Consider the following 26,757-nt stretch of genomic DNA (forward strand, 5'->3'; position numbering starts at 1 on the left):
TCACGAATTAAAAGGAATCCACCGTATCGCTTTCACTCATACGGTGGATTCCTTATTTTATCGTATTATTTTCGATTCAGCGTACGCTTTCTACAAACTTTCTGAACGCTTTTCTGCCCTCTGCCGTGCATTTGTAGACGCCTGCGTTCTCCAGCACCTTTACGAATACCTTTCCCACTTCCTGCTGCAAGATGTGCTCGGCATTCGCTTCGTTCATTTCCGGGTGGTCGCGCTTCACCTGCGCTGCCCACTCCGCGTGCTTTGCGATGCTCTCCACGCTTGAAACGTCTCCGTTTTTCAGCATCACGTCTTTCAGGGTCTTCAGCTCGTCTTTCAGTCTGGACGGCAAAACCGCGAGGCCCATAACTTCAATGAGGCCGATGTTCTCTTTCTTGATGTGATGATATTCGTCGTGCGGGTGGTATACGCCGAGCGGATACTTTTCCGTCGTAATATTGTTGCGCAGCGCAAGGTCGAGCTCGTATACGCCGTCCACACAGCGCGCAATCGGCGTGATGGTGTTGTGCGGCTCGCCGTCCGTCTCCGCAAAAATGAACGCGTCCTCGTCCGTGTAGCTTCTCCACGCTTTCAATACATGGTCGGCCGCGTCAATCAGGCGCTCCGGGTTTTTATGGCGCAAACGCAAAACGGAGACCGGCCAGTTCAATATGCCCGCTTCCACGTCTTCAAAGCCGTGCAGCGTGCAGTGCTCCTCCATGTTCGCGCGCGCCATCGCGAACGTATAGTGGCCGCCCTGGTAGTGGTCGTGTGTCAAAATGGAACCGCCAACGATGGGCAAATCGGCATTAGAGCCGAGGAAATAGTGCGGAAACTGCTCCACAAAATCAAACAGCTTGCGGAACGTGCTCTTGTCAATCTGCATCGGCACATGCTCGCCGCAGAACACAATGCAGTGCTCATTGTAGTACACATACGGAGAATACTGCAAAAACCAATCCGCATGGTTCACCGTGATCGGGATTGCGCGGTGGTTCTGTCTTGCCGGGTGGTTCATGCGGCCCGCATAACCGATATTCTCCTTGCACAGCATACAGGCAGGATAACCGGAAGCCTTCATTTTCTTTGCCGCAGCAATGGCCTTCGGATCTTTTTCCGGCTTTGAAAGGTTGATGGTAATATCAATCGCACCGAAACGCGGGTCGTTATACACCCACTTTAAATCGCGCGCCACACGGTCGCGGCGGATATAATTGCAGTCGCCGCAAAGCTTATAGAACCAGTCCGTCGCCTTTTCCGGGGATTCCTTGTAAAGTGCGCGAAATGTGCGGTTCACATCGGACGGGCGCGGTGTCAAAAGGCCCATCAGTTTCGTGTCAAATAAATCGCGGGACGTCGCACCGTCCTCGATGATGCCGCGCTTTACGGCTTCGTCGCAAAGGCCGTCCAGCAAAAGTGCCAGGTTTTCGCTCTGCTCCGCTTCCTCATCCGCGTAATCCTCTTCACAAAGCGCCTCCAATAAACGGTTGCGCGTGTAAATCATGTCTTCCGCTTCGATGAGCCCCGTGCGCACGCCGTATTCGACAAGCGCCTTGATTTTTCCGAAAAGCATACTTTTTACCCCCGTATAGCTAAAAATTCAAAAGGAGAGCGTAAAAATCAGCGCATCCTCTCTTGGTTCTGTGTAAAAATTACGGCGCGCGCCCGCTTCCGTAAAGCCGAGCGAACGGTACATCGCAATGGCCGGCAGGTTTGATGTCCGCACCTCCAGCGTGATGAAAACGCCGCCGTTTTCCCGCGCTTTTTCGATCAGCGCCGCCATGAGCGTTCTGCCCACACCATGGCCGCGAAACTCCGGGAACACCGCAATGTTGTCCACATAGCTTTCGCCCAGCACCGTGTGCATGCCGCCGTAGCCGAGCACCTCATCTTGCTGCATCGCCACCAAAAAGCACGCAGCAGGATTATCAATCTCCTCCGTCAGGCTTTTTTCGCTCCACGGTTCCGAAAAGCAAAGCTTTTCAAGCTCCGCAAGGCGCGAAACATGCTCCGCCGTCATCGAAACAATCTGCATAAACGCTCCTTAAAAACCGAGATGCTGCTCAAACGTCTGCAATTCCTCGCAGATCTTGTCGCGGCACTTGCGGTAGGTATTTAGGTCCCCGCCGTAGGGATCGTCAATGTAATGCGGTACGTAAATCTTCTCCGCCGGCACACCCGCCTGCATCAAAATGTACGCGTGGGTTTTCGACATCGTGAAATAAACGTCCCACACATCGATTTCTTCCGGCGTAAAGCGGCGTGCAATGTGACCACTGATGTCCACGCCGATCTCTTTGCAGACCAGCACCGCATTTTCGCTGGGGTGCTGCCCATCGAGCGCGGAAAGACCGGCGCTTTGGCACATGATGTTCTCAAAGCCGCGCTGCTCCATTTCGTGGCGGAAAATGCCCTCCGCCATTGGGCTTCTGCACGTGTTGCCGGTGCAGACAAACAAAATTTTCATCTTTATTATAAACCTCGAATACTTCTATAATCGGTCGTATTCCGTCTTCCAAAATGAAAACGCTCCCGAACGACCGCTACCTATCATAACACAGTTCGGGAGAGAATTCTACTAAGTATTCTTTAATTTTCAATGAATGACAACAAAACAACAATAATAAACAACATTGTGCCGCACAAAGCTGCTGAAAGGCGCACTCGCCTACTTCTTCCTGTAAACCAGAAAGTCAAATTTAATCTCGGTCTCGAGCACATCGAGCGCACGCAGACGCTCGCCGCCCTCTACGTCCGTCTTCCAGTAGTACGGCGTCATGGAGAACAGCGCTTCAATGTTCTCCTGCCCGTTCACCGTGATAAACTTTTGCACACACGCACGGCCGAGGTATTCAAACCCGTCGTAGGCCGTGTCGTGCTCTTCGTTCTCATACGGCTCTTTGTATAAAACCTCTTTCATGCCGTACAGATGTCGCGCACCCGGCACCGCAAGGATCATCACGCCGCCCGGCTTCAGCACCCTAAAAAACTCCTCCGGCACAATAGGCGCAAAAACGTCCGTCAGCACATCTACACTGTTTTCCGCACACGGCAGGTGAAATAAACTCGCCACCGCGAAATCGATGCCCTTATATTTGCCCGCAGCCGCTTTCACCGCGAATTTTGAGATGTCCACGCCGGAAACCGAACCGTTTTTCGCTTTGGCTTTTTCAAATAAAGCCGAAGTGTAAAAGCCCTCGCCGCAGCCTGCGTCCAAAACAACGCCGTTCTCGGGCAGGTATTTGTCCGTCAGTTCCGCCAGTTTGTCACGGAACGCATCGTAGTAGCCGCCGCTCAAAAACACGCGGCGCGCGTCCACCATCTGCTTTGTGTCGCCGGGAATCTTCGCGTGCATCTGCTTTACGGGCAGAAGATGCACATACCCCTGGCGCGCAATATCATAAGAATGTCCGTTTGCGCAGCGCAGCGCGCGGTCTTCTCTTTCCAACGCGCCGCCGCATGCGGGACAGCAAAATATCATCATAAACCCTTAGCCCTTCGCCTGATACCAGCTCTTACCGCTTCCGGCCTCTGCCAACATCGGCACGCTCAGCTGCACCGCGTTTGCCATTTCTTCTTCCAGAATTTTCTTCACCGTGTCGCTTTCCGCTTCCGGGCACTCCACAATGAGTTCGTCATGCACCTGCAAAATCAGCTTTGCATCGAGCTTTTCGGCTTTCAAACGGTTGCGCACGTGCACCATCGCAATCTTGATGATGTCCGCCGCCGTGCCCTGAATCGGCATGTTGCGCGCCACACGTTCACCGAACGCACGCATATTGAAATTGGAGCTTGCAAGCTCCGGCAGATAGCGTCTGCGGCCGAACAGCGTCTCCACATAGCCGTTTTTCTTCGCTTCCTCCACCACGCGCTCCATATAGTCTGCAACGCCCTTATAATTGCGCAGGTAATCGTGAATGTAGTCCTCGGCCTCGCGGCGGGAAACACCGATGTCCTTTGAAAGCGAGAACGCACCGATGCCGTACACAATGCCGAAGTTGACCGCTTTCGCGCGGCTGCGCATCTGCGGGGTCACAAGATCTTCGGGCATATCGAACACACGCGCCGCCGTCATGGTGTGGATGTCGCGCCCAAGGCGGAAGTCCTCCTGCATCTGCGTGTCGTTTGCCACGTGCGCCAATACACGCAGTTCAATCTGCGAATAGTCGGCGTCCACAAGCACATTCCCCTCTTTTGCGATGAAGAATCGGCGGAATTCACGCCCAAGCGGCGTGCGCACCGGGATGTTCTGCAAATTCGGCTCAGTCGAGGAAATACGCCCCGTGCGCGTTTCGGTCTGGTTGAAGCTCGAGTGAATGCGCCCGTCCGCCGTGATGGCTTTCAGCAAGCCCTCGCAGTACGTGGAACGCAGCTTCGTCAGCGTGCGGTAGCGCAAAACCTTATCGACCGCCGGATGCACGCCGCGCAGACCCTCCAGCACATCTGCGTTTGTGGAGTATCCCTTTTTCGTCTTTTTGCCGTGCGGCAGTCCGAGCTTTACGAACAGCGCTTCGCCCAGTTGCACCGGGGAGTTGATGTTGAATTCGTACCCCACGTCTTCATAAATTTCTTTCTGCAGCGCGTCCACCTGCTCAGAAAGCACCTCGCCGTAGGTTTTTATGGCCTCGCGGTCAACAAGGAAGCCGCTTTCCTCCATCTCGCCCAAAACCAAAGCAAGCGGAATTTCAATGTTCTCCAATAATTCGTGCTGGCCGTTTTCGTCGATGCCCTTTTGCAGCGCCGCACAAACAGCGGGCAGCACAGCCGCCGCCTGCACGTTCGCGTCCTCATATGCGGGCACGGCAATGCCGTATTCCGCCGCCAAACGCAGCACACCGTAATCGGAGCCCGAGGGGTTCAAAAGATACGCCGCAAGCTCCGTGTCCATCACGGCGTTTTCAAGGGAAGTTCTCAAATGCAGCGCCGTGCGGTGCAGCTTTTTCAGCGCAAACGTGTACTTTTTCGTCACCTTGCTGCCGAGGAACGCCTTCAAAAACGCGTCGTCCGCATCCACGACCGCAATCGACGACTTGCCCGCGTCGAACTTACCGTTAAACACAAGCTGCTTTAATTCGTCGTTTTCAAACACCGGCACAAAGTACGCCGCCCCCTCGTCCTCACACCGGCCGAGCACCGCTGCGCCGTCTTTATAATTCTTCACGGGCAGCAAAGCCGCTTCTTCAGCCTGTGCGCTGTTCGCCGTCGGCGCCGCGCCGGGAGTCAGGTGCAAGTGTTCCATCAGCTTAAAGAGCTCTAAACGCGTCATGATCTGCGCCGCGGCTGCGGGGTCGCCCTCGCCGGGAATATAATGCACAAGCTCCGTATCGATCGGCGCATTGCGGCGGATGGTGCCGAGGTCGTAGCTTAAAAACGCGTTGTCTTTGGAATTGATCAGCTTCGTTCTCATGCCGGGCTTGATGTCCAGCTCATCTAAATTGTCGTAAATATACTGCAAAGAGCCGAACTTGCGGATCAGCTCGCCCGCACCCTTTTCGCCGATGCCCGCAACGCCCGGAATATTATCCGAGGTATCGCCCTGAATGGCCTTGATGTCGATGAGCTGTTTCGGCTCCACGCCGTACGTCTCTTTGATATACGCCTCATCACACAGCGTCACGGCAGACTGACCGAATTTCGTCGTTGCAAGGCGCACCGTCGTTTTCGGCGAGACAAGCTGCAGGCTGTCCCGGTCGCCGGTCGCAATCATGCACGTATTGTCCGTGTTTTCGCACGTTTCCGCAAACGTGCCGAGAATATCGTCTGCTTCCCAGCCCTCGCACGTCACGATTTTATAGCCGAGGTCGCCGAGCAGTTCCTTTAAGACCGGCATCTGCGCCGCAAGCTCCGGCGGCATGCCCTTGCGCTGCGCCTTATAACCCGCATAGGCCTTGTGGCGGAATGTCGGCGCTTTCATATCGAACGCGATGGCCACCGCGTCCGGCTCCGTTTCGTCCTTTACTTTTTCCAGAATGTTCAAAAAACCGACAATACCGTTTGTAAACTCGCCGCTTTTCGTTGTCAGCAGCTTAATGCCGTAAAACGCGCGGTTTAAAATGCTGTTGCCGTCCAGTACCAAAAGCTTCACGCTGATCTTCCTTTCCGTTACGGGTCAAAAGACACGTCTTTGTTTTCTATATACACTTTCTCAAGCAATTTATCGAGGTCGCTGAGCGTTTCCAGCTCGCCCGCCATGCGCCGGAATTCCGCCGCACCGCGCAGACCGTGCATGTACCACGCCACATGCTTTCTCGCTTCGCGCATGCCGCGCCCTTCTCCCTTTGCGGCGCACAGCGCATCTATATGCTTTTTAATGACCACAATGCGCTCCGCAAGCGTCGGCGGCGGCATAATGCGCAGCCCGCTGCTGAAATAGCCGTTGATCTCCCTGAAGATCCATGGATTGCCGAGCGCCCCGCGCCCGATCATCACCATGTCGCACCCGGTTTCGTTCATCATACGCACGGCGTCCTGCACGCATTTTACGTCGCCGTTGCCGATGACGGGCACCTTCACGGCTTCCTTCACCTGACGGATAATATCCCAGTCCGCCGGCGGCTCATACATCTGTGTGCGCGTTCTGCCGTGCACGCAAATGGCGTCCACACCCGCATCTTCGCAATATTTCGCGACCTCCACTGCGTTCACGCTGTTTTCGTCCCAGCCCTTGCGAATTTTCACCGTCACGGGCAGGTCGACCGCATTTTTCACGGCACGGACAATATCCCCACACAGCGGCGGCTTTTTCATTAAGGCGCTGCCGCAGTTATTGCCCGCAATTTTCGGCACAGGGCAACCCATATTGATATCAATAACATCCGGCCCGGCCGCTGCGGCGCGCTTTGCGGCAGATGCAAAGATGAGCGGGTCGTCGCCGAACATCTGGATCGCGACGGGGTGTTCCTTTTCGCCGAGCGTGATAAGCTCCTGCGTTTTTTTATAGTTATACTGCAGCGCTCTCGTTGAGACCATTTCCGTCACGCAGTACGCTGCGCCAAACGAGCAGCAAAGCTCGCGGAACGGCCGATCTGTCGCGCCCGCCATCGGTGCCAGCGCCGCCACGCCGTTTAAAGTCAGATTTCCGATTTTCATTTTTATATCCTTCTGATTTTTCTGTATTTTTAATTTTACTTATATTATAATACCGAACTGCCCCGCACATTTCAATAAAATTTCCTTAAAAATTAGAATTTGCCTTTAATCTACCCTTTATTTGTGTTATACTGGGATTAAATATAGATGCGGAGAATCTCTCTTTTAAAAAGGCGTTACACGCCTTTCGGGAGACCCCCTAATTGGGTCTCCCGCGCAAAAACAGTCCACCGGACTGTTTGATAGCAATGCGAAGCATTGGTTTCTCCCAGTCCTGATTTTTGGGAGGCAAAAAAGTTTTCGTCGTCTGCGGACGACGACTCTGGGCTTCACCCCGAGACCCCACGACCGAACCGCAGGTTCGGTTTGACCTTCATTTGAAAAAAGGTCGATCAAAAACTTTTAACCACGCTTACAAGAAACCTCATTCTAAATTCACATACAGGAGGACATTCACTTGGATACCTCAAAATCTTATGTGCGCGATGGTCGCATCCAGCAAAAGCCGCGCGGCAATTATTTCCTCTTCTCCTTCCTTTTCGGCCTCGCTCTGGCCTTTGTCATCTTTGTGCCGTTCATGATCGTAGACGGCGGCCGCTTTCTGTTCTACGGCGACTTCAATGTGCAGCAGGTGCCGTTCTACCGCATCGCGCACGATGCCATTCGTTCCGGCAACATCGGCTGGAATCATTTAACAGACCTCGGCGTCAATTTCATCGGTTCCTATTCGTTCTACCTGCTCGGCAGCCCGTTCTTCTGGCTCACCATTCCGTTCCCGGGCGAGTGGCTGCAATACCTCATGGGTCCGCTGTTCATCCTAAAGTTCGGCTGCGCCTCCCTCTCCGGCTATATTTATCTGCACCGCTATGCAAAGAACCCCAACACGGCGCTCTTAGCGTCTCTCTTATACGCGTTCTCGGGCTACTCCATCTACAACATCTTTTTCAATCATTTTCACGAAGCCATCATCGTGTTCCCTTTGCTCTTAGCCGCGCTCGATGAATACATGTACACAAAGCGCCGCGGTATTTTTGCGCTCATGGTCGCCGCCGCGTGCATCGTGAATTATTATTTCTTCGTCGGCATGGTGACATTCACGGTCATCTACTTCTTTGTGCGTCTGCTCTCCGGCAGCTGGCACATCACGGTCAAAGATTTTCTCCTGCTCGCGCTCGAAGCCGTGCTCGGCCTCGGCATCGCGTGCATTCTGCTTGTGCCAAGCGTTCTGTGCATCATTCAAAACTACCGCGTTTCCAATCCCATCAGCGGCTGGAGCGCCCTGCTTTATGACCGAAACCAGCGCTACATTCACATTTTGCAGTGTCTCTTCTTCCCGCCGGATCTTCCCGCACGCCCGAACTTCACCCCGGATTCCGAATCCAAATGGGCGTCCCTCGGCGCATGGCTGCCCATGTTCAGCATGACCGGCGTCATCGGCTGGATGCAGCTGAAGCGCCGCCACTGGCTGAAAAAGATGCTCTACGTTCTGCTCTTCATGGCGTTTATTCCCGGCCTCAACGCTTTGTTCCAGCTCATGAACGCGTCGTATTACGCACGCTGGTTCTATATGCTCACGCTCATGATGGCCGCCGCCACCATGATGGCGCTCGAAAACCCGCGTGTTGATTGGCGCCGCTCCTTAAAGTGGACAACGCTCATCACGCTCGCCATGACGCTCGTCATCGGCCTCATGCCCACACTCACCAAAACAGACGGCGAGCTTACCGATGTCACATTCGGCCTCGAAAAATACCCCACGCGCTTCTGGACATACGCCGCCATTGCGCTCCTCTCACTTGCACTCGTCGGCTTTGTTCTTGCATTTTATAACCGCGGCTCCCGCCCGTTCTACCGCGCCGCATCCGTCTGCCTCAGCATCACCATCGTGCTGTATTCTGTTTTCTTCATCGCGCTCGGCAAAACACAGTCGGATTACACCTATGACCACATCATCCCCTACGCCTTAAACGGCGGCGCGGATGTCGCCATAGACGATCTGCGCGACGACAACGTCCGTACGGATTTCTACGAAAGCCTCGATAACTCCGCCATGTTCTGGGAGGTACAATCCATTCAGGCGTTCCACAGCATCGTCCCCGGCTCGCTCATGGAGTTCTACGATTCCATCGGCGTGCAGCGCGATGTCGCTTCCCGCCCGGATACCACTCACTACGGCCTGCGCGGACTGACAAGCGTCAAGTATCTTTTTGACGACGATCACGATACCGAGTATTTCGCCGGCGAAGACTACGCCGACCCCGCCATGCCGGGCTGGATGTACTACGGCAACACAAACGGCTTTGACATTTGGGAAAACGAACATTACATTCCCATGGGCTTCACCTACGACAGCTACGTCACCGAAAAAGATTACGAAAACACAAGCGAAAGCTACCGCGAGCTTTTGATGCTCAAGGGCATCGTCCTCACCGATAAGCAGGTTTCAAAATGGGGCGATATGCTTTCTCCGCTCGATACAAGCGAACTCTCCTACACCAAGGAAACCTACAAAACAGATTGCGAAAACCGCGCAAAGCTCACCTGCGATACCTTTGAATACACAAATACCGGCTTTAACGCCACCATCACAGCAAGTCGCGACGTGCCCGTGTTCTTCAGCATCCCGTACGAAGACGGCTGGTCGGCCTACGTCAACGGCGAAAAGGTTGATATCGAAAAGGTGAACGTCGGCTTCATGGCCATCCGCGTCAACGCCGGCACCAATGTCAAGATCGAGTTCAAATACCGCACGCCCGGCCTGTTCCTCGGCATGGCAATCACCGTCGTGTGCGTGCTTCTGTTCGTACTTTATATGGTACTCATGCGCACGATCTTCAAAGAAGTCCCCGTGCCGCTCGCCCGCCACAATATGGTGCTGCGCCCGCTCTCCCACTATGCAAAAAAGCACGGCGCGCATTTTGAAAACAGCGGGCTTATTCACGTAAAACCGCGCAGTCAAACCGACCGCGCTTTGGAAAAGAAAGAAGGTTTTGATAATGACGACTGAACGTAATATTCCGGTCTTGTACCTCGTCATTCCTTGCTACAACGAGGAAGCCGTGCTGCCGGAGACCACCAAGCGTCTGACCGAAAAAATGCACACCATGATCCGCACCGAGCAGGTCGATCCCGAAAGCCGCATTCTCTATGTCGATGACGGCAGCAAGGATAAAACTTGGGCGATTATCTCCGAATATGCTGAAGCGATTCCCTATGTGGACGGCGTAAAGCTCGCGCACAACCGCGGCCACCAAAACGCCCTGCTCGCCGGCCTCATGACCGCCATGCCGCTGTGCGACTGCGCCATCAGCATGGATGCCGACCTGCAGGATGACATTAACGTCATCGACCGCTTCGTCGAAAAATATATGGAGGGCTGCGACGTCGTCTACGGCGTGCGCAACAAGCGCGAGACCGATACGTTCTTCAAGCGCACCACCGCAGAGGGCTTTTATAAATTCATGAAGATTCTCGGCGTAGACGTCGTCTTCAATCACGCCGATTACCGTCTGATGAGCCGTCGCGCGCTCGAGGGCCTTTCCGAGTATAAGGAAGTCAACCTGTTTCTGCGCGGCATCGTGCCGCTCATCGGCTTTAAAAGCGACTATGTCTATTACGACCGCGCCGAGCGTTTCGCGGGCGAATCCAAATACCCCTTAAAAAAGATGATCTCCTTCGCGCTCGACGGCATCACGTCGTTCAGCGTAAAGCCCTTAAAGCTCATCTCCAACCTCGGCATTCTCATCTCCGTCCTCAGCATCTTCGGCCTCCTGTACGCGCTCATCTCGCACCTGTGCGGCGTCACCGTCGCGGGCTGGACAGCCATCGTCGCGTCCATCTGGCTGCTCGGCGGTCTGCAAATGCTCTGCCTCGGCGTCGTTGGCGGCTACATTGGCAAAATTTACAGCGAAGTCAAGCAGCGCCCCCGTTTCCTCATCGAAACCCACCTCAAAGCCGAACCGGAAGAAAAAGTCTTGGACGAACACTGATACGCTAACCAAACCGGATCCCGAATTGTCTCGGCAGTTCGGGATTTCTTTTCCCGCTGCTCACGGCATGTTGAGTTTAAGAGGTACATTTTATGAAAAAATTCGCTTTCGGAGCTTCCAAATTTTTCCTCGGCTCCGTTTTCGGCTGCGTTTTTGTATTGCTCCTGTTTTTTACGCAATGTACATACGCCAAAAAGCAGACATTTCTGCTCTCAAATATCGCTCTGCTTCTGTTCGGTATCGCCTTTTTTGTGCTGTTTCTGTCTCTCGACCGCCTGCAACAGGTCAAGCTTTCGTGGCATCGGCCGACCGTATCGTCCGATGTGCTCATATACGGTCTGTGTCTGCTTTTATTTTCCGCACAGCTCTATATTTCCTATAACATTTATTTCGAAACCGGTTGGGACGCAGGCCTCCTTACAGAAAACGCCCGCAATCTGATGCACAAGCATTCGGTCGATATCCGCTATTTTTCCAACTATCCCAATAATCTGCTGTACTTTTTCTTCGAGCTGTTCGTCTTCAAGCTGAATAAATATTTCAGAATTTTCTCCGATACACAGCAGGCTTTGTGCGTCATCACCGTCAACTGCGCACTCAACACGCTTTCCTGTCTGCTCGTTTATAAAACCGCCGCGCGGCTCACACGAAAGCTATACGCTTTTTTCGGCTTTTTTCTCGCGGTACTCAGCTTTGGGCTTTCCCCGTGGAACGTCATCTGCTACACAGACGCTTTAGGGCTGATTTTCCCTATCCTTACACTCTATGTATTCATCCGTCCGGCAAAACACAAATGGCTCTCCTATGTGCTTTCCGCCATCATCGGCACACTCGGGTATTTTATCAAGCCGCAGTGTTTTATTTTGCTTATCGCCGTTTTTTTGATTGAAGGTATTTACGCACTGTCCGAAAAGCATCTGTTAAAACCGCTTCTGCTCTCACTTTTGACAGTCGCCATCACCTTTTTCGCCGTTAAAGCCGGTACAGGTTTTCTGTGTTCCCACTATCACATTCAGCTTGATAACGAGCAAAGCTTCGGCATTGCACATTTCTGGATGATGGGTCTTAACCCGGAAAAAAAAGGTGTCTATTCCGCCGAAGACGTTCGCTATTCCCGTTCTTTTGTCACCGCTTCCGAGCGCACGCAGGCAAATATCGCCGTCGGCAAACAGCGTTTACAGGAAATGGGCTTTTTCGGCACGCTCAAACAGCTCGCGCAAAAAATGCTCACGCTCTATAATGACGGTACATTCGCATGGGGAAAAGAGGGAAATTTCCTTCAAACCGTTTTTGATCCGCCCAATACAAAAGCCGCTCCCTTCCTCCGCAGCATCTACTACCCCGACGGCAGCCGCTACTTGTATTTCACAACCTTCGAGCAATTCATTTGGCTCATGATCTTGCTGCTTGGCGCCGCCGGTCTGTTCAGCAGCTTCAGTCATAAGCACGCAAAAACCTTAAATATCCTGTGGCTCACATGGATCGGTCTCACCGTCTTTGAGCTCCTGTTTGAAGTACGCGCCCGTTATTTGTACACCAACGTTCCGCTTTTCTGCGTGCTTGCAGCCGTCGGCATCGAAAATATCCGCCGCCTGTTCTGCCGCATCACCGAAAAGCTCTCTGCGCGTCTTCCCGCAAAAAAAAACCGTATAACCCCATAACGCACAAGACCCCCGCTCCCGGAAAACTCCGAAAGCGGGGGTCTCTATGTTTATTCGGTTACCTTATGCAAAAAACGATTACATCAAGCTTCTGTACAGCTCGGCAATCTCCTCAACGGAGGTGTCGCGCGGGTTGCCCGGGCAGCAAGCATCTGCAAATGCGCTTTCTGCGAGGAACTGTACGTCCTCTTCTTTCAGGATGCCCTTCAGGTTTGTCGGAATACCCACATCTTCACTCAGCTTCTTCACAGCCGCAATCGTTGCATCGGCAGCCTCTTCGGCGGTCATCGCGTCAATGCCCTCAACGCCCATGGCCTTGCCTACTGCGCGGTAACGCTCGCCTGCAACGGACTTGTTGTACTCAAGGCCGGTCGGCAGGATGATTGCGCAAGCCACGCCGTGCGGGGTGTCATACAGAGCGGAGAGACCGTGTGCCATGGAGTGTACGATGCCGAGGCCGACGTTCGAAAAGCCCATGCCTGCAATGTACTGACCGAGTGCCATGCCCTCTCTGCCGGCTTCGGTGTTCTGCACCGCGCCGCGCAGGTTCTCGGAAATCAGGCGAATGGCTTCAAGGTGGAACATATCGGAAATGGTGCAGGCGCCCTTCGTGATGTAGCCCTCAATGGCGTGGGTCAAAGCGTCCATACCGGTCGCAGCGGTCAGGCCCTTCGGCATGGAGGACATCATATCCGGGTCAACAACCGCGATCTCCGGGATGTCGTTCGTGTCTACGCAGACGAACTTTCTCTTCTTCTCCACGTCGGTGATAACGTAGTTGATTGTCACTTCCGCAGCGGTACCGGCAGTGGTCGGCACAGCAATGGTGAACACCGCGTGCTTCTTCGTCGGCGCAACGCCCTCCAGAGAGCGAACATCTGCGAACTCCGGGTTCTCAATGATGATGCCGATAGCCTTTGCGGTATCCATGGAGGAGCCGCCGCCAATGGTCACGATGCAGTCTGCGCCGGAAACCTTGAAGGCCTCAACGCCGTGCTGTACGTTCTCAATCGTCGGGTTCGGCTTGATCTCGCTGTAAACGGAATACGGGAAGCCGGCCTTGTCCAGAAGATCCGTCACCTTCTGCGTAACGCCGAACTTCAAAAGGTCCGGGTCCGAGCAAACAAAAGCTTTTTTGTAGCCGCGCGCCTGAAGCTCCTCCGGAATCTTCTCAATCGCGCCCTTGCCGTGATAAGAAATTGTGTTCAATACGATTCTGCTGACCATAAAAAACATCTCCTAATCCCCAATACGGGAAATTTTTAACTAAGCTAATTATACACCTGTCCGCACAGATTGTTTGTAACGAAATTGTAAATATCAGTTCAAAAATTCTTCGTTCAGTTCCACGCCGAATTCCTTCGCAATGGCTCTCAAATTGTCGTCTGTAATGGTCTGGCGAATTTTACCGCCGCCCGCCGTAATAGCAAGCATATAAATTTGCGCCGCTTTCTCAATCGTGTGCATGAGGCCAAACGTAATGTCGTAATCCGGTCCGGAAACGAACAAGCCGTGGTGCGCCCAAACGGCCGCATCATACTTTTTCATCAGCTCGCTCGTCGCCATCGCAATGTCCGCGCCGCCCGGCACCATCCACGGCACCACGCCCACGCCGCCGGGGAACACCACCGGGCACTCCGTGGCGCTCTGCCATAAAGCACGCGTAAAGTCGCGCGCCGTCAGCGGCATGATGTATGTCATCGCGATGAGATTCGGCGTGTGCGCGTGGTAAATGACGCGGTAAGCGCCGTTCGTCGCCGCCTTGCGCACACTGTGGTTCATAAAGTGGCTCGGGAATTCGCTCGTCGGGCGCGCGCCGTTCTCAAGACCCCAAACAATGCGCCAGCTGTCGCCCGCATCGTTGATCTCTACAATACCGATATTGTGCTCCGGGTCGTCCTGCACATTGCGCAAAAACTTGCCGCTGCCCGTCGTGATGAAATATTCGCCCTTTAAGTTATCTGCCTGCACGCCCATGCTGTTCCACTCGCGCGGCGCGGTGAAGAACGGACGGCACTGCTCCACTTCCTCCGGCTTCATGCGGTAGGTCAGGTTGCCGCCGTTTCGCTCGTGCCAGCCCTGCTCCCAACCATCCGTGCACATGCGGACAAAACCGCGTACTGCGGGAATTTCCGTCATCATTTTTATATACCTCCTCAGCGCTTTAAAAGCACTTCGTTTTCGTATTCTTTAATTTCGGAAAGCCATTCCATGTCGTCTGCGGGGACATTCTGCTCCTTGCAGTATTCCGCCCAAACGTCGCCGAACGGCATCGTTTTCAACTCCTCCGCGCGGATCATCAAAGACGTGAAATCCTGCTCGTTCTGCAGCTTCGTCAGCTCCTCCGTCGGCTGCAGCAGCGCGAACAACAGCGCCTTCTGTACATTGCGGAAGCCCGTCACCCACGCGCCGATACGGTTGATGGACGCGTCAAAGTAATCGAGCGCAATCTTAACACGACCCGAAAGCCCGCCGCAGCGCACGATCTCCTTCGCAATCTCCTTTGTCTCGTCGTCAAACAGCACCACGTGGTCGCTGTCCCAGCGCACGCCGCGCGTGATGTGCAGCGCAATCTCCGGGAAGAACGTCAGCATCGCCGGAATTTTATCGGATACGACCTCCGTCGGGTGGTAGTGGCCGTTATCGAGCAGCGGGATGCACTTATCCTTATTCATCGCCGCATAGCTCAGCGCAAATTCCGCACTGCCCACCGTGTACGCCTCCACCCCGATGCCGAACACCTTCGATTCCACACACGGCTTTACAAGGTTAAAATCGTACGGCTCAGAGAGAATCGCATCGAGAGACTCTTTATACAGCATGCGCGGCGTCATGCGGTCGGCGGGAATATCTTTCAATCCGTCGCCCGTCCAGATGTTCATGATGCACGGCTGACCGAGCTCCTCCGCCAGATACTGCGAAATGCGGATACACGCCTTGCCGTGCTCCACCCAGAATTTGCGCGTCTCCGGGTTCGGGCTCGAGAGCGTCAGCGGGTCGCACTTCGGGTGCGAAAAATACGTCGGGTTAAAATCGCAGCCGAGCCCGCGCTCCTTACAGAACTTCACCCACGGCGCAAAGTGCTTCGGCTCCAGCTTATCTCTGTCCACCCAGCCGCCGTTTTCTTCGGTGAAGATCGCGTAGCTCGCGTGTAAATTCAGCTTCTTCGTGCCGGGGCAAAGGCGCAGCACCTCGTCGATGTCCGCCATCAGCTCCTCCGGCGTGCGCGCATGGCCGGGGTAGTTGCCCGTCGTCTGAATACCGCCCGTCAGCGGGGCATTCGGGTCGCCGTCAAAGCCGCGCACATCGTCGCCCTGCCAGCAGTGCAGAGAGACCGGCACGCTTTTCAGCGTGTTGATGGCAGCGTCGGCGTCCACACCGCGCTCGGCATAGCGCTTTTTTGCCGCCTCATACTGTGTCATATCGTTCATCCTTTCCTAAGCGTGTTGATTTTTGTTAAAATGCGGTCTGCCGTCTCGTCTTTTGAGAGCATCGGCAACTCCTCCGTTTCGTCTTTTGTCAGCAGCGTCACCACGTTCGTATCGCCCGCAAAGCCCGCACCCTTCGTGCGCAGGCTGTTCGCCGCGATCATATCGAGGTTCTTGCGCTCGAGCTTTCCACGCGCGTTTTCAATGAGATTCTCGGTCTCCATCGCAAATCCGCAGAGGAACTGCCCCGCGGGCTTGTGCGCGCCGAGGTACGCCAAAATGTCCTGCGTGCGCTCAAGCTCAATGCTCATGCCGCCGTCGTGCTTTTTGATTTTCTCCTCGGCGACCGTTTTCGGGCGGTAATCCGCCACCGCTGCCGCTTTGATGATGACGTCCATCTTCGGCGCACGGCTCGTCACCGCGTTGAACATGTCTTCCGCAGATTCCGCTTTCACCACCGTCACAAACGGGGGCGGTTCCACGGTCATGTTCGCGCAGACGAGCGTCACGTCCGCACCGCGCATCGCCGCACGGCGTGCAAGCGCGCAGCCCATTTTACCTGTCGAATGGTTCGTGATGAACCGCACGGGGTCGATCTTCTCCGCCGTTGCGCCCGCCGTCACGAGGATTTTCTGCCCCGCAAGGTCTTTCTCCGCACCGATCGTCTGCATGATCCAGTCAAACAGCGTCTTTTCGGAAGGCATCTTGCCCGCGCCTATATCACCGCAAGCCAAATACCCGCTGTCCGGCTCGATCACCGTGTACCCGAAGCGTCTCAGTTTTGCAAGATTATCCTGCACAATGGGGTTCAAGAACATATTCGTGTTCATCGCAGGCGAAATCAAAATCGGGCAGCGGCACGCCATCACGGTCGTCGTCAGCATGTCGTCCGCAATGCCGTTCGCAATTTTGCCGATGACATTCGCGCTCGCGGGGGCGATGAGCACAATGTCCGCGCGCTTTGCCAGCGCAACGTGCTCCACGCTGTACTGGAAATTGCGGTCGAACGTATCGATGAGGCACTTGTTGCCCGTCAAAGTCTCAAATGTAATGGGGTTGATAAAATTCGTGGCGTTCTGCGTCATCAGCACCGTAATATCCGCGTGCTGCTTTTTCAGCATACTCGCAAGCCCCGCAATTTTGTACGCCGCAATGCTGCCCGTCACGCCCAGTAAAACCGTTTTACCTTTCAGCATTTTATCGTCCTTTCCGTTTTGTTTTTACTCTATTATAATACACTTTTCAGGGTTCGTAAATTTTAATTTCAAAGCTGTCCCGTATCACGTCGCGCGCCTGCTGTACGCTCGCAAGCTCGCCGTCCGCGATCATCTGCACGATGAGATTACCGATGGCCGTGCCCTCTGTCGGGCCCGCATATACAGGTAATTTGCAAGCTTTCGCCGTGAGTTTATTCAAATATTCGTCCCGGCTGCCGCCGCCGACGATATTTAAACTCGTATATACTTTGCCCGTCAGCTTTTCAAGTGCCTTTATCGTCTCGGCGTAGCTTTCCGCCAGACTGTGGTATACACAGGAGAGCATCTCCGGCACTGTCGGTTCTTTGAAGCCCTGTTTCATAAGCTCGTTTTTCACCGCTTCGCACATGCTTTTCGGCGCCAAAAAGCACTCTGCGTTCACGTCCACACGGCCCTTATAATCCGCCGCGCTCTGCGCAAGCTCCGTCAACTTATCAAAGCTGTTCTCTTCGCCGAGCTCCTGCCGCATGTTCTGCAGCATCCAAAGGCCCATGATGTTTTTCAAATACCGATAGCGGTACTCATACCCGCCCTCGTTCGTAAAATTCTGCGCACGGCTCTCGTCGTTCGTCACCGGCGCTTTCAGCTCCACGCCAATGAGGCTCCACGTGCCGCTCGAAAGGAACACCGCGTTCTCATCCTTCGCCGGCACCGCCAAAAACGCGGAAGCCGTGTCGTGCGAAGCCGCAAGCCGCACCGTCAAATCAAAGCCGACTTTCTCCTTCACGCGCTCCGTTAGCCCGCCGAGCGCTTCACCCGGCTTGTGCAGCTCGCCGAAGATTTTCTCCGGCAAACCCACCCGCGCTATGATCTCCTTGTCCCATGTCTTATGTTCTGCCGAGACCATCGCCGTCGTGCTCGCATTTGTGTATTCGTTCACGGCCACGCCCGAAAGCCTGTATGCCAGATAATCCGGGATCATCAAAAGCTTTTCGGCCTTTTTAAATACATCCGGCGTTTCCTTTTTCTGCGCCGCCAGCTGATACACCGTGTTGAACTTCTGCATCTGAATGCCCGTTCTTCCGTACAGCCACGCAAACGGCACCGTTTTTTCCAGCTCGTCCGGCACCGTCTCCGTGCGGCTGTCGCGGTACGCCACCGCCGGGCAGATGCGTTCTCCGTTTTTACCGAGCAAAACATAATCCACTGCCCACGTGTCCACCGCCACGCTCTCGGGCGCAGTCTCACACGCCGCAATGCCGTTGATCACTTCGCTTTCAAGGCGGTCAATGTCCCAGTACAAATGGCCGTTTTGGTCTTCCGCCCCGTTTTTAAAACGGTAGATTTCTTTCAGCTTCAGTTTTCCGTCCTCGAGCCACCCCAAAATGTGTCGTCCGCTTGAAGCCCCAATGTCCACCGCCAAATACGTTTTCATATAAGCCCTCCGTTTTTTCGTTTACAGCAATAGTATAGCAGGAACCGTGTCCAAAAATAAGGACGTTGTTTTCACTTAAAACTATCTTTATTTTAACTTTTCTTCTGCCGCACAGAATTTTCTCCCGCCAAACTGCACAAATCCGCGCTTCACTTTTCGGCACACAGCAAAAGAATTCCGCCGAAATAGGTTGACAATCCAAGGCTTTCAAGCTAAAATGAACACATAAATTGTACATACAACTTCTGAGGAGAGATCAGGTCTATGGCAAAACAGGCAAAACTCACCATTGAAAAGGATTTCCAAATTTCTAAAATCGATAAGCGCATCTACGGCTCGTTCATCGAGCACCTCGGCCGTGCAGTATACGGCGGCATCTGGCAGCCGGGCCACCCCACTGCCGATGAAGACGGCTTCCGCCGCGACGTACTCGACCTCGTGCGCGAGCTGCAAGTGCCGATCGTCCGTTACCCCGGCGGCAACTTCGTCTCCAATTTCTACTGGGAAGACAGCGTAGGTCCCGTAGAAGACCGCCCGAAGCGTCTTGAGCTTGCATGGCGCAGCACAGAGCCGAACTATATCGGCATCAACGAGTTCGCAAAGTGGGCGAAAAAAGCCGACACGCAGATCATGCAGGCCGTCAACCTCGGCACACGCGGCATTGAAGCAGCGTGCAACCTGCTTGAATACTGCAACCACCCGTCCGGCACCAAATACAGCGACCTGCGTGTCAAGCACGGCGTCAAAGACCCGCACAACATCAAGGTCTGGTGCCTCGGCAACGAAATGGACGGCCCGTGGCAAACCGGCCACAAGACCGCCGACGAATACGGCCACCTTGCCGACGAGACTGCCAAAGCCATGAAGCAGATTGACCCGTCCATCGAACTCGTGCTCTGCGGCAGCTCCAACACGGGCATGCCCACATTTCCGGAGTGGGAAAACACCGCGCTCTCCTGGGCGTATGACAGCGTCGATTACATCTCCCTGCACCAGTACTACGGCAACCGCTTCAACGATACCGCAAACTTCCTCGCCCAGAGCGACGACATGGATCACTTCATCCGTACCGTCATCGCCACGTGCGATTTCGTCAAGGCGAAGAAGCGCGCAAAGAAAAACATCAACCTCAGCTTCGACGAATGGAACGTCTGGTTCCACGCCGATGCCACCGATGCCGACACCATGAAGAACCGCCCGTGGCAGATTGCGCCGCACCTGCTCGAAGACCACTACGATTTTGAAGACGCCCTGCTCGTCGGCCTCATGCTCATCACGCTGATGAAGCACTCCGACCGCGTAAAAATGGCGTGCATGGCACAGCTCGTCAACGTCATCGCACCCATTATGACCGAAGAAAACGGCCCCGCATGGTGCCAGACGATTTATTATCCGCTGCTCCACGCCTCCAAATACGGCCGCGGCATTGCGCTCCAGCCGGTGCTCACCTCCACAAAGCACGATACCATCGATTTCACCGATGTCACCGACGTCGAGTCCATCGCCGTGTGGAACGACGAAAAGGACGAAGTTACCGTCTTCGCCGTCAACCGCAGCCTGACGGATGACATCGTCCTCGACCTCGACCTGCGCTCCTTCGGCGATTACCGCCTCGCAGAGCACATCGTCCTTGAAAACCCGGATATGAAGGCCGTCAACACCGCCGAGCACAGCGCCGTCACCCCGAAGCTCCATACGGACAGAACCGAAAAAGACGGCAATCTCTATAAAGCGAACCTCACGAAAACCTCGTGGAATGTTTTGAGATTCGTGAAGTAAACCGCGCTTCCGAAAAGCGTAGTTAAAAGTTTCGCCCGCCTTTTCAAAGGCGACAAATTCTTAGAAATAAAACAACGCCGCACCCTCGTTTTTCTCATCGAGCGTGCGGCGTTATTTTATGTGTACTAACCTCTCTGCCTCAACCGATACTCCCTTGGTGTCACGCCGTACATTTCCGAAAACGCCCTGTAAAAATAGCTTGTGTTCTCATACCCCACCGCCATGATAATATCGCTCACGGAAAGCTTCGTGCCGGAAAGCAGTGCCGCCGCTTTCTCCATTCGCTTGCGCCGCAAAAGCGATTTAAACGTGAACCCCGTCGTGCTGTGTACCGCCGCGCTGAGGTACGAAATCGTCACACCGTACTTTTCCGCAATGTCGGTCAAGCTCGCCGTGCGGTAATTTTCTTCAATCTCCCGCAGCGCCGTCATCACAAGTGCGCTGTGATCGCCCTCGTTTTCGCTCGCCGCCAGCTTATCCGTGCAGTTCAAAAGCTCCAAAAACAGCAGCGCCATCGTGTTCTGCGTAATGCGTCTGCGGTTTTTCGTGTCGTTCACAAGCGTCCAAACGAGGTTTTCAACGAGATTCTGCACCGGCAGCACATCCGCAACTCTAAACAGTAAAAAATCCGAGCCCCCCGCGCGGCTGATGCTGTTCGCGATGAACCGCCCAAGCGCGTTGTCCGCGCCGATGCGCTCCAACGCCGTATCAAAGAACTGCGGCAGCACAATGAAATTCACCGCAATGTCCTCATATTCCGCACGTTCTATCTCATGCGAAGCGCCGCGTCCCAGAAACAGCAGCTCGCCCGCGTGCACGGTGATGGGCTCGCCGCCGTTGATGCGGTGCACCGTTTTGCCGGAGCACATGTACATGATTTCAATATAGCTGTGCGCGTGTCTGGGGAACGGTGCAAACCGCGTGTGCGCGCGCACGGAGATGAGCCGCCCGCGCTCCAAAAGCTTCTCGCTGTCCACCGTAAACACCGCCCGCGCCGTGTACGCCGCCTTGTCCACCGCGCCGCCGTCCAAAATGCGCTGTTCCTCCGGCGTGATGACCCGCAGCCTGCGCATGAGTTCCTCGGTCATTTAGAGGATCAGCTCGCTTTCGTAGTATTTTTCCTGGAAATCGAGAATTTTCAGGATTTCCTCCGCCGTGTAAACGCCGGTCTTTTCCGCCGCCACCCACTTGTCTTCCACGTCGTTAAAGCGATGCACCACCGCGATCACCACGCCGTCAAAGGTTTTAAGCGGCTCCGTTGGACCCAAAATGTACACGTCCTGCTCGGCGTTATCCCCCGCCATCACGCCCGGCACATAGCCGTAGTTCACGGGGTAGATCATCTCCGGATAGCGCGGGTGCGCAGAGCCAAGCGGCCTGTCCGTCACGCAGTGCACGGGCTTTCCGAGCACATTTTTGTAATCCTCCCGCGTCCTGTGCAGCGCATTTAGGCGCGCATCTTCTTTTTCCTGCCACGCTTCGCGGGTAAGCTTCTCTCCGTCCACCGTAATCTCTTTCACGCCATTGTTTTCAAAAATCATCGCCGCAGCGCTTTCCACCGCTTCCGTACGCTCGGTGGAAAATTCACCGAAGTCCGTCACGATTTCCACCGTATCACCCTTTTCGGTGCAGATCACCGTGCCGTATTCGTTTTTATATTTCTTGTGCACCGCGCGCCAGCCGTTCGCCGAAGGCATCATCAAAAGCGTCGGTGTCTTTTTCTCCTTAAAAATCATGCGTTTTCCTCGCTAAAATTCAAGATGAGTTCCACCGGGCAATGGTCGCTGCCCATCACGTCGGAGAGGATCTTGCTGTCCGCCAAATTCTTTTTCAGCTCCTCCGTGATGAGGAAATAGTCAATGCGCCAGCCGACGTTCTTTTCTCTTGCCTTGCCCATATACGACCACCAGGAATACGCGTCCTTTGCATCGGGGTACAATTCACGGAACGAATCCACAAAGCCCGCCGCGAGCAGTTCGGAAAACTTCCCTCTTTCTTCGTACGAAAATCCCGCGCTGCCGATGTTCGGCTTTGCGTTTTTGATGTCGATGCGCCTGTGTGCCACATTCATGTCACCGCACACAATAACCGGCTTCGTTTCGTGCAGCCTTTCGAGATACGCGCGGAACTTATCCTCAAACGCCATACGAAAATCAATGCGCACAAGCTCTCTTTGAGCGTTCGGCGTGTACACGGTCACAAGGTAAAACTCCGGGAATTCCGCGCAGATCACGCGCCCCTCGCAGTCAAACTGTTCGTCGCCGATGCCATACGTCACATTAAGCGGCTCTGTTTTTGTAAAGATTGCCGTGCCGGCATACCCTTTTTTCTCGGCAGAGTTCCAAAATTCCGTGTACCCCGCAAAATCAAAATCTGCCTGCTCGCGCTGCATTTTCGTTTCCTGCAAGCAGATAACATCGGGGTCTTCCGCCGCTAAAAAGTCATTAAAACCCTTTGTCATGCAGGCGCGCAACCCGTTTACGTTCCAAGAAATCAACTTCAAAGCAAAATCACTTCCAATTTCAAATTAAATATGGTATACTGAATTTTACGAACGGTCTTTCTTCCCGAAAGACCTCTATGAAAGGAGTTATTCGGTATGCAGAATCCTATTGTTACTTTCGAGACCACCCGCGGCACCATCAAGGCGGAGCTTTACCCCGAGATTGCGCCGAACACGGTCAACAACTTTATTTCCCTCATTCAGAAGGGCTTTTATGACGGCACCATCTTCCACCGCGTCATCCCTGGCTTCATGATCCAGGGCGGCGACCCGGAAGGCACCGGCATGGGCGGCCCCGGCTACGGCATCAAGGGTGAGTTCGCTATGAACGGCTTCAAGAACGATCTGAAGCACACCACCGGCGTTCTCTCCATGGCAAGAAGCCAGCGCCCGAACAGCGCAGGCAGCCAGTTCTTCATCATGGTCGATGACGCCCCGCATCTCGACGGCCAGTATGCCGCATTCGGCAAGGTCACCGAGGGCATCGATGTCGCACAGGCCATCGTTTCCTCCCCGCGCGATTGGTCCGACCGCCCGCGCGAAGATCAGGTCATGACGAAAGTCACCGTCGAGACCTTCGGCGTTGATTACGACGAGCCCGTCACCGGCCCCGAGCGCGGCTGATTTTAACCGCAAACGTTAAAACCGAACACACAGAAACCGTACCTTTTCAGGTGCGGTTTTTTGTTTTACTCTACCCTTGCCAGTACAAGTGAACATTCTTCTGTTTTCTCGTCGCCGTAGCGGAACGCCCCGTGCAGCACGCTTTCCGCGTCGCGGCACTTTTCTGCGCTCGCACCGTACAGCTCGGCGATCACCTCGCCTTTTTGTACCGCGTCTCCCACCGTCTTTTTCAACACGATGCCCGCGCCGTAGTCAAGCACATCGTCGGCCTTCTCGCGTCCGGCGCCGAGCCGCACGCTTGCCATGCCCACCTGCTCCGCGTTGATATGCACCACATACCCGCTGCGCGGCGCGCACACGTCTTTTTTCACCGGCGAAAGCGCAAACCGCTCGGGTTCTCTCAAGTACCGTACATCCGCGCCCTGCGCCTCGGCCATTTCACAGAATTTCTCGAACGCTTTGCCCGTCTCCAGTGCCGTTTTCGCTTTCTTCCGCGCGTGTTCAAGGTTCTCTGCCTGCTCGCCGAGCCAGATCATGTTTGCCGCAAGCTCCAAACACTCTTCCGTAAGGTCTTCCGGCCCGCGTCCGTGCAGCGTCTCCAAAACTTCCAGCACCTCCAAGGTGTTGCCCACGGCGTGCCCAAGCGGCCTGTCCATATCGGTGATGAGCGCCGCCGCGCGCCTGCCGGAAAGCTTCGCGATCTCCACCATTTCCTCGGCGAGCGTAATCGCATCCTCCGTTGTCTTCATAAATGCGCCGCTGCCCGTCTTCACGTCCAGCAAGATCCGCTCTGCGCCGGAAGCGATCTTCTTGCTCATGATGCTCGAAGCGATGAGCGGCACGCTCTCCACCGTCCCGGTCACGTCGCGCAGCGCGTAAAGCTTCTTGTCCGCCGGACACAGCTCGCCTGTCTGTCCGATCATCGCGCACCCGATCTTATTGATCTGCGCTGTAAATTCCTCCGGAGAAAGATCGATCCGCATACCGGGAATGCTCTCAAGCTTATCCGCCGTGCCGCCCGTGTGTCCAAGCCCGCGGCCGCTCATCTTGGCAATCTTCACCCCGCACGCCGCGCAAACAGGCACAATAACCATGCTCGTCTTGTCACCCACGCCGCCCGTGGAATGCTTATCCACCGTCACGCCGTGTATCGCGGAAAGGTCGGCCATGTCGCCGGAATGCGCCATCGCCAAGGTCAGCTCCGCCGTCTCCTCGTGCGTCATGCCGTTTAAATAAATCGCCATCAAAAGCGCCGAAAGCTGATAGTCCGGGATACTCCCGTCTGTGCACCCGCGCACAAAATATTCAATCTCGTCCTTTGTCAGCGTCCCGCCGTCCCGCTTTTTGCGGATAATGTCCAAAATATGCAGCACAAAAATCACCGCCTTTTTTACCGCTTCGCTTTTTCGCCCAGAACGTCTCTCGGCGAAAAGCTCTGCGGCAGCAAATCCTTTAATGTGTAAACCTTTTCTTCACCGGGCTTTGCAAGAATGATCACAAACGCGTCCCCGCAAAATTCCCGCATCACCTGCCTGCACACGCCGCACGGTGCGCAGAAGTCTTCGGGCTCCTTGCCCGCCTTGCCGCCCGCGATTGCAACAGCGACGAAATCTCGCTCGCCCTTTGCAATCGCCGTAAAAAACGCCGTGCGCTCCGCACAGTTCGTCGGCGTAAACGCAGCGTTTTCAATGTTTACGCCCGTGTATATTTCACCGCTTTTCGCAAGCAGCGCCGCGCCCACCGCAAAGCCGGAGTACGGGCAGTACGCTTTTTCCCGCACATCAAGCGCCGCTTCCGAAAGCTTTTTTATGACCTCATTTGTCATGTCCGTCCACCGCCTCAGAGGCAACCGCCAGCGCTACCTCCATCATCTGCGTGAACGTCTTCTGTCTCTCTTCGCTCGAGGTCGATTCCCCCTTCAGCGGCAAGTCGGATACCGTCGTGATGGAAAGCGCCTGCTTGCCCGCGTGCGCCGCCGTCATATACAGCGCCGCCGTCTCCATTTCCACGGCCAGAACGCCCATTTTTTTCCATTCGGCGGTCTCATTTTCACAGTCGCCGTAGAAAATATCGCTCGTCACCACGTTGCCGACGCGATAACGTAGGTTCTTCTCCCGCGCCGTCTGCACCGCTTTTTCAAGCAGTTCAAAGCTCGCCGTCGGCGCAAATGTGCCCGGCAAACGGTACTGGTGCGCAAAGTTCGAGTCCGTGCACGCGCCCATCGCCAATACTAAATCGCGCAGCTCCACGCCGTCCGCAATGCCGCCCGCCGTACCGATACGAATGATCGCTTCCACATCGTAGCAATGATACAGCTCGTAGCTGTATATACCCATAGAAGGCATGCCCATGCCGCTGCCCATTACGGAAACACGCTTGCCGTTATACAAGCCCGTATAGCCCAGCATTCCGCGCACCGTATTAAAGCACACGGCGTCCTCTAAAAACGTTTCTGCAATAAATTTCGCTCTAAGCGGGTCGCCCGGCATCAAAACCACCTTTGCAATATCGCCCTTTTTTGCTTCGTTATGCGGTGTCATAAAATTTTCCTCCTGAATTCAAATTTCAAATCATGCAAAATGCGTTTCGCCGTCTTTATAATAAACTTCACTGCATTCCGGCGTCTCAAAAACGTGCACTAAGCCCTCAAAGCTTTCCACCGTCTGGTGCTCGAAAAGCTCTTTCCGCGGCAGCCAGAACGCATCGCCTTCTTCGGAGCCGTGCAGCTCGCCCGTAAATTTATCCGCGCGGAACAAAAACACAATGTACCGCACGCCGTTATCAAGCCAGAACTGCTTCACACCGCACAGCGTCGGATTTTCAATCGTCAGCCCGGTCTCTTCACGGATTTCGCGAATGACCGATGCCGCGATGGATTCCCCCGCTTCCACGTGCCCGCCCGGGTAAACGATACCCGACCAGTTCGGGTCAAGACGGTTCTGCACGAGTACGTTGCCCTTGCCGTCCTCCACCATGCACATGTTTGTCAGCTCCACCGTTTCTTTTCTGCCCATTTTTCTCACTCCCCAAATAGCACAATGCCGCGCGGAACAAAC

Annotated in this window: 23 protein-coding genes; 5 read left to right on the top strand and 18 right to left on the bottom strand. The window is 54.7% G+C overall.

What is annotated here, in order from left to right; translation table 11 throughout:
- Positions 1-76: 76 nt before the first annotated feature.
- The 6 genes from galT to dusB all read right to left on the bottom strand — a co-directional run bounded on the left by galT (position 77) and on the right by dusB (position 7,086).
- Positions 77-1,570 carry a UDP-glucose--hexose-1-phosphate uridylyltransferase gene (galT, locus tag R2K26_RS08410; protein WP_316519574.1) on the bottom strand — a complete coding sequence of 498 codons (1,494 nt, stop codon included), beginning with the start codon at positions 1,568-1,570 and terminating at the stop codon, positions 77-79.
- A 27-nt stretch (positions 1,571-1,597) separates the two neighbouring features.
- The gene (gene rimI, locus R2K26_RS08415; protein WP_316519575.1) at positions 1,598-2,032 is read right to left on the bottom strand and encodes a ribosomal protein S18-alanine N-acetyltransferase; all 435 of its coding nucleotides are present in this window, start codon (positions 2,030-2,032) and stop codon (positions 1,598-1,600) included.
- 9 nt (positions 2,033-2,041) lie between these two features.
- On the bottom strand, positions 2,042-2,464 hold the full coding sequence (locus tag R2K26_RS08420) for a low molecular weight protein arginine phosphatase (RefSeq protein ID WP_308448596.1): 423 nt from the start codon (positions 2,462-2,464) through the stop codon (positions 2,042-2,044).
- 201 nt (positions 2,465-2,665) lie between these two features.
- A complete protein-coding gene (locus R2K26_RS08425; protein WP_316519576.1) occupies positions 2,666-3,481 on the bottom strand; it encodes a putative RNA methyltransferase in 816 nt (271 codons plus the stop codon).
- Positions 3,482-3,487: 6 nt separating this feature from the next.
- On the bottom strand, positions 3,488-6,082 hold the full coding sequence (polA, locus tag R2K26_RS08430; RefSeq protein ID WP_316519577.1) for a DNA polymerase I: 2,595 nt from the start codon (positions 6,080-6,082) through the stop codon (positions 3,488-3,490).
- 17 nt (positions 6,083-6,099) lie between these two features.
- Positions 6,100-7,086: a tRNA dihydrouridine synthase DusB gene (gene dusB / locus R2K26_RS08435; RefSeq protein WP_316519578.1), complete on the bottom strand. Its 987-nt coding sequence runs from the start codon at positions 7,084-7,086 to the stop codon at positions 6,100-6,102.
- Between the two features lie 457 nt (positions 7,087-7,543).
- Between dusB and R2K26_RS08440 the strand changes: the two genes are divergently transcribed.
- The 3 genes from R2K26_RS08440 (at position 7,544) to R2K26_RS08450 (ending at position 12,736) form a co-directional block, all read left to right on the top strand.
- On the top strand, positions 7,544-10,093 hold the full coding sequence (locus R2K26_RS08440) for a YfhO family protein (RefSeq protein ID WP_316519579.1): 2,550 nt from the start codon (positions 7,544-7,546) through the stop codon (positions 10,091-10,093).
- Positions 10,083-11,075, top strand: coding sequence for a glycosyltransferase family 2 protein (locus R2K26_RS08445; protein WP_316519580.1), 993 nt, complete (start codon positions 10,083-10,085; stop codon positions 11,073-11,075). The genes R2K26_RS08440 and R2K26_RS08445 overlap by 11 nt, the downstream gene beginning before the upstream one ends.
- Before the next feature lie 92 nt (positions 11,076-11,167).
- Positions 11,168-12,736, top strand: a complete 1,569-nt coding sequence (locus R2K26_RS08450) for a glycosyltransferase family 39 protein (RefSeq protein WP_316519581.1) — start codon at positions 11,168-11,170, stop codon at positions 12,734-12,736.
- A gap of 78 nt (positions 12,737-12,814) precedes the next feature.
- Here the strand turns inward: R2K26_RS08450 and fucO are convergent, their stop codons facing one another.
- The 5 genes from fucO to rhaB form a co-directional block, all read right to left on the bottom strand.
- Positions 12,815-13,963, bottom strand: coding sequence for a lactaldehyde reductase (gene fucO, locus R2K26_RS08455; RefSeq protein ID WP_316519582.1), 1,149 nt, complete (start codon positions 13,961-13,963; stop codon positions 12,815-12,817).
- Between the two features lie 93 nt (positions 13,964-14,056).
- Positions 14,057-14,878 (bottom strand): rhamnulose-1-phosphate aldolase, encoded by an 822-nt coding sequence (gene rhaD / locus R2K26_RS08460; RefSeq protein WP_308448589.1) that lies wholly within the window; start codon positions 14,876-14,878, stop codon positions 14,057-14,059.
- Between the two features lie 14 nt (positions 14,879-14,892).
- Positions 14,893-16,167: an L-rhamnose isomerase gene (locus R2K26_RS08465; protein ID WP_396897232.1), complete on the bottom strand. Its 1,275-nt coding sequence runs from the start codon at positions 16,165-16,167 to the stop codon at positions 14,893-14,895.
- Positions 16,164-17,360, bottom strand: coding sequence for a bifunctional phosphopantothenoylcysteine decarboxylase/phosphopantothenate--cysteine ligase CoaBC (gene coaBC, locus R2K26_RS08470; protein WP_176819703.1), 1,197 nt, complete (start codon positions 17,358-17,360; stop codon positions 16,164-16,166). Before coaBC ends, R2K26_RS08465 begins: the two co-directional genes overlap by 4 nt.
- Positions 17,361-17,406: 46 nt before the next feature.
- A complete protein-coding gene (gene rhaB / locus R2K26_RS08475; RefSeq protein ID WP_316519584.1) occupies positions 17,407-18,795 on the bottom strand; it encodes a rhamnulokinase in 1,389 nt (462 codons plus the stop codon).
- A gap of 264 nt (positions 18,796-19,059) precedes the next feature.
- Here rhaB and R2K26_RS08480 point away from each other — a divergent pair, with 264 nt between their 5' ends.
- Positions 19,060-20,574 carry an alpha-N-arabinofuranosidase gene (locus R2K26_RS08480; RefSeq protein WP_316519585.1) on the top strand — a complete coding sequence of 505 codons (1,515 nt, stop codon included), beginning with the start codon at positions 19,060-19,062 and terminating at the stop codon, positions 20,572-20,574.
- Between the two features lie 125 nt (positions 20,575-20,699).
- Here the strand turns inward: R2K26_RS08480 and R2K26_RS08485 are convergent, their stop codons facing one another.
- Genes R2K26_RS08485 through R2K26_RS08495 form a run of 3 tightly spaced genes read right to left on the bottom strand, consistent with a single transcriptional unit; the run spans position 20,700 to position 23,077 of the window.
- Positions 20,700-21,662, bottom strand: a complete 963-nt coding sequence (locus R2K26_RS08485) for an AraC family transcriptional regulator (RefSeq protein WP_308448585.1) — start codon at positions 21,660-21,662, stop codon at positions 20,700-20,702.
- Positions 21,663-22,310: a hypothetical protein gene (locus tag R2K26_RS08490; protein WP_316519586.1), complete on the bottom strand. Its 648-nt coding sequence runs from the start codon at positions 22,308-22,310 to the stop codon at positions 21,663-21,665.
- On the bottom strand, positions 22,307-23,077 hold the full coding sequence (locus tag R2K26_RS08495) for an exodeoxyribonuclease III (protein WP_316519587.1): 771 nt from the start codon (positions 23,075-23,077) through the stop codon (positions 22,307-22,309). The genes R2K26_RS08490 and R2K26_RS08495 overlap by 4 nt, the downstream gene beginning before the upstream one ends.
- A gap of 96 nt (positions 23,078-23,173) precedes the next feature.
- Here R2K26_RS08495 and R2K26_RS08500 point away from each other — a divergent pair, with 96 nt between their 5' ends.
- Positions 23,174-23,701, top strand: coding sequence for a peptidylprolyl isomerase (locus R2K26_RS08500; RefSeq protein WP_176819698.1), 528 nt, complete (start codon positions 23,174-23,176; stop codon positions 23,699-23,701).
- A gap of 65 nt (positions 23,702-23,766) precedes the next feature.
- Here the strand turns inward: R2K26_RS08500 and R2K26_RS08505 are convergent, their stop codons facing one another.
- The 4 genes from R2K26_RS08505 to R2K26_RS08520 are packed head-to-tail and all read right to left on the bottom strand — an operon-like array spanning position 23,767 to position 26,715.
- A complete protein-coding gene (locus R2K26_RS08505) occupies positions 23,767-25,071 on the bottom strand; it encodes a thymidine phosphorylase (RefSeq protein WP_396897236.1) in 1,305 nt (434 codons plus the stop codon).
- Between the two features lie 20 nt (positions 25,072-25,091).
- On the bottom strand, positions 25,092-25,526 hold the full coding sequence (locus tag R2K26_RS08510) for a cytidine deaminase (RefSeq protein WP_316519589.1): 435 nt from the start codon (positions 25,524-25,526) through the stop codon (positions 25,092-25,094).
- Positions 25,516-26,241 (bottom strand): purine-nucleoside phosphorylase, encoded by a 726-nt coding sequence (gene deoD, locus R2K26_RS08515; protein WP_316519590.1) that lies wholly within the window; start codon positions 26,239-26,241, stop codon positions 25,516-25,518. The genes R2K26_RS08510 and deoD overlap by 11 nt, the downstream gene beginning before the upstream one ends.
- A 30-nt stretch (positions 26,242-26,271) precedes the next feature.
- Positions 26,272-26,715 carry an 8-oxo-dGTP diphosphatase gene (locus R2K26_RS08520; RefSeq protein WP_316519591.1) on the bottom strand — a complete coding sequence of 148 codons (444 nt, stop codon included), beginning with the start codon at positions 26,713-26,715 and terminating at the stop codon, positions 26,272-26,274.
- Positions 26,716-26,757: the final 42 nt, after the last annotated feature.

It is taken from the genome of Neglectibacter sp. CSJ-5 (assembly GCF_032490475.1).
GTDB lineage: Bacteria > Bacillota > Clostridia > Oscillospirales > Acutalibacteraceae > Hominenteromicrobium > Hominenteromicrobium mulieris.

Coding starts and splice junctions, on each gene's coding strand:
- galT (WP_316519574.1), bottom strand. CDS start 1,570: ATGCTTTTCGGAAAAATCAAGGCGCTTGTCGAATACGGCGTGCGCACG.
- rimI (WP_316519575.1), bottom strand. CDS start 2,032: ATGCAGATTGTTTCGATGACGGCGGAGCATGTTTCGCGCCTTGCGGAG.
- R2K26_RS08420 (WP_308448596.1), bottom strand. CDS start 2,464: ATGAAAATTTTGTTTGTCTGCACCGGCAACACGTGCAGAAGCCCAATG.
- R2K26_RS08425 (WP_316519576.1), bottom strand. CDS start 3,481: ATGATGATATTTTGCTGTCCCGCATGCGGCGGCGCGTTGGAAAGAGAA.
- dusB (WP_316519578.1), bottom strand. CDS start 7,086: ATGAAAATCGGAAATCTGACTTTAAACGGCGTGGCGGCGCTGGCACCG.
- R2K26_RS08445 (WP_316519580.1), top strand. CDS start 10,083: ATGACGACTGAACGTAATATTCCGGTCTTGTACCTCGTCATTCCTTGC.
- R2K26_RS08450 (WP_316519581.1), top strand. CDS start 11,168: ATGAAAAAATTCGCTTTCGGAGCTTCCAAATTTTTCCTCGGCTCCGTT.
- fucO (WP_316519582.1), bottom strand. CDS start 13,963: ATGGTCAGCAGAATCGTATTGAACACAATTTCTTATCACGGCAAGGGC.
- rhaD (WP_308448589.1), bottom strand. CDS start 14,878: ATGATGACGGAAATTCCCGCAGTACGCGGTTTTGTCCGCATGTGCACG.
- R2K26_RS08465 (WP_396897232.1), bottom strand. CDS start 16,167: ATGAACGATATGACACAGTATGAGGCGGCAAAAAAGCGCTATGCCGAG.
- coaBC (WP_176819703.1), bottom strand. CDS start 17,360: ATGCTGAAAGGTAAAACGGTTTTACTGGGCGTGACGGGCAGCATTGCG.
- rhaB (WP_316519584.1), bottom strand. CDS start 18,795: ATGAAAACGTATTTGGCGGTGGACATTGGGGCTTCAAGCGGACGACAC.
- R2K26_RS08480 (WP_316519585.1), top strand. CDS start 19,060: ATGGCAAAACAGGCAAAACTCACCATTGAAAAGGATTTCCAAATTTCT.
- R2K26_RS08485 (WP_308448585.1), bottom strand. CDS start 21,662: ATGACCGAGGAACTCATGCGCAGGCTGCGGGTCATCACGCCGGAGGAA.
- R2K26_RS08490 (WP_316519586.1), bottom strand. CDS start 22,310: ATGATTTTTAAGGAGAAAAAGACACCGACGCTTTTGATGATGCCTTCG.
- R2K26_RS08500 (WP_176819698.1), top strand. CDS start 23,174: ATGCAGAATCCTATTGTTACTTTCGAGACCACCCGCGGCACCATCAAG.
- R2K26_RS08510 (WP_316519589.1), bottom strand. CDS start 25,526: ATGACAAATGAGGTCATAAAAAAGCTTTCGGAAGCGGCGCTTGATGTG.
- deoD (WP_316519590.1), bottom strand. CDS start 26,241: ATGACACCGCATAACGAAGCAAAAAAGGGCGATATTGCAAAGGTGGTT.
- R2K26_RS08520 (WP_316519591.1), bottom strand. CDS start 26,715: ATGGGCAGAAAAGAAACGGTGGAGCTGACAAACATGTGCATGGTGGAG.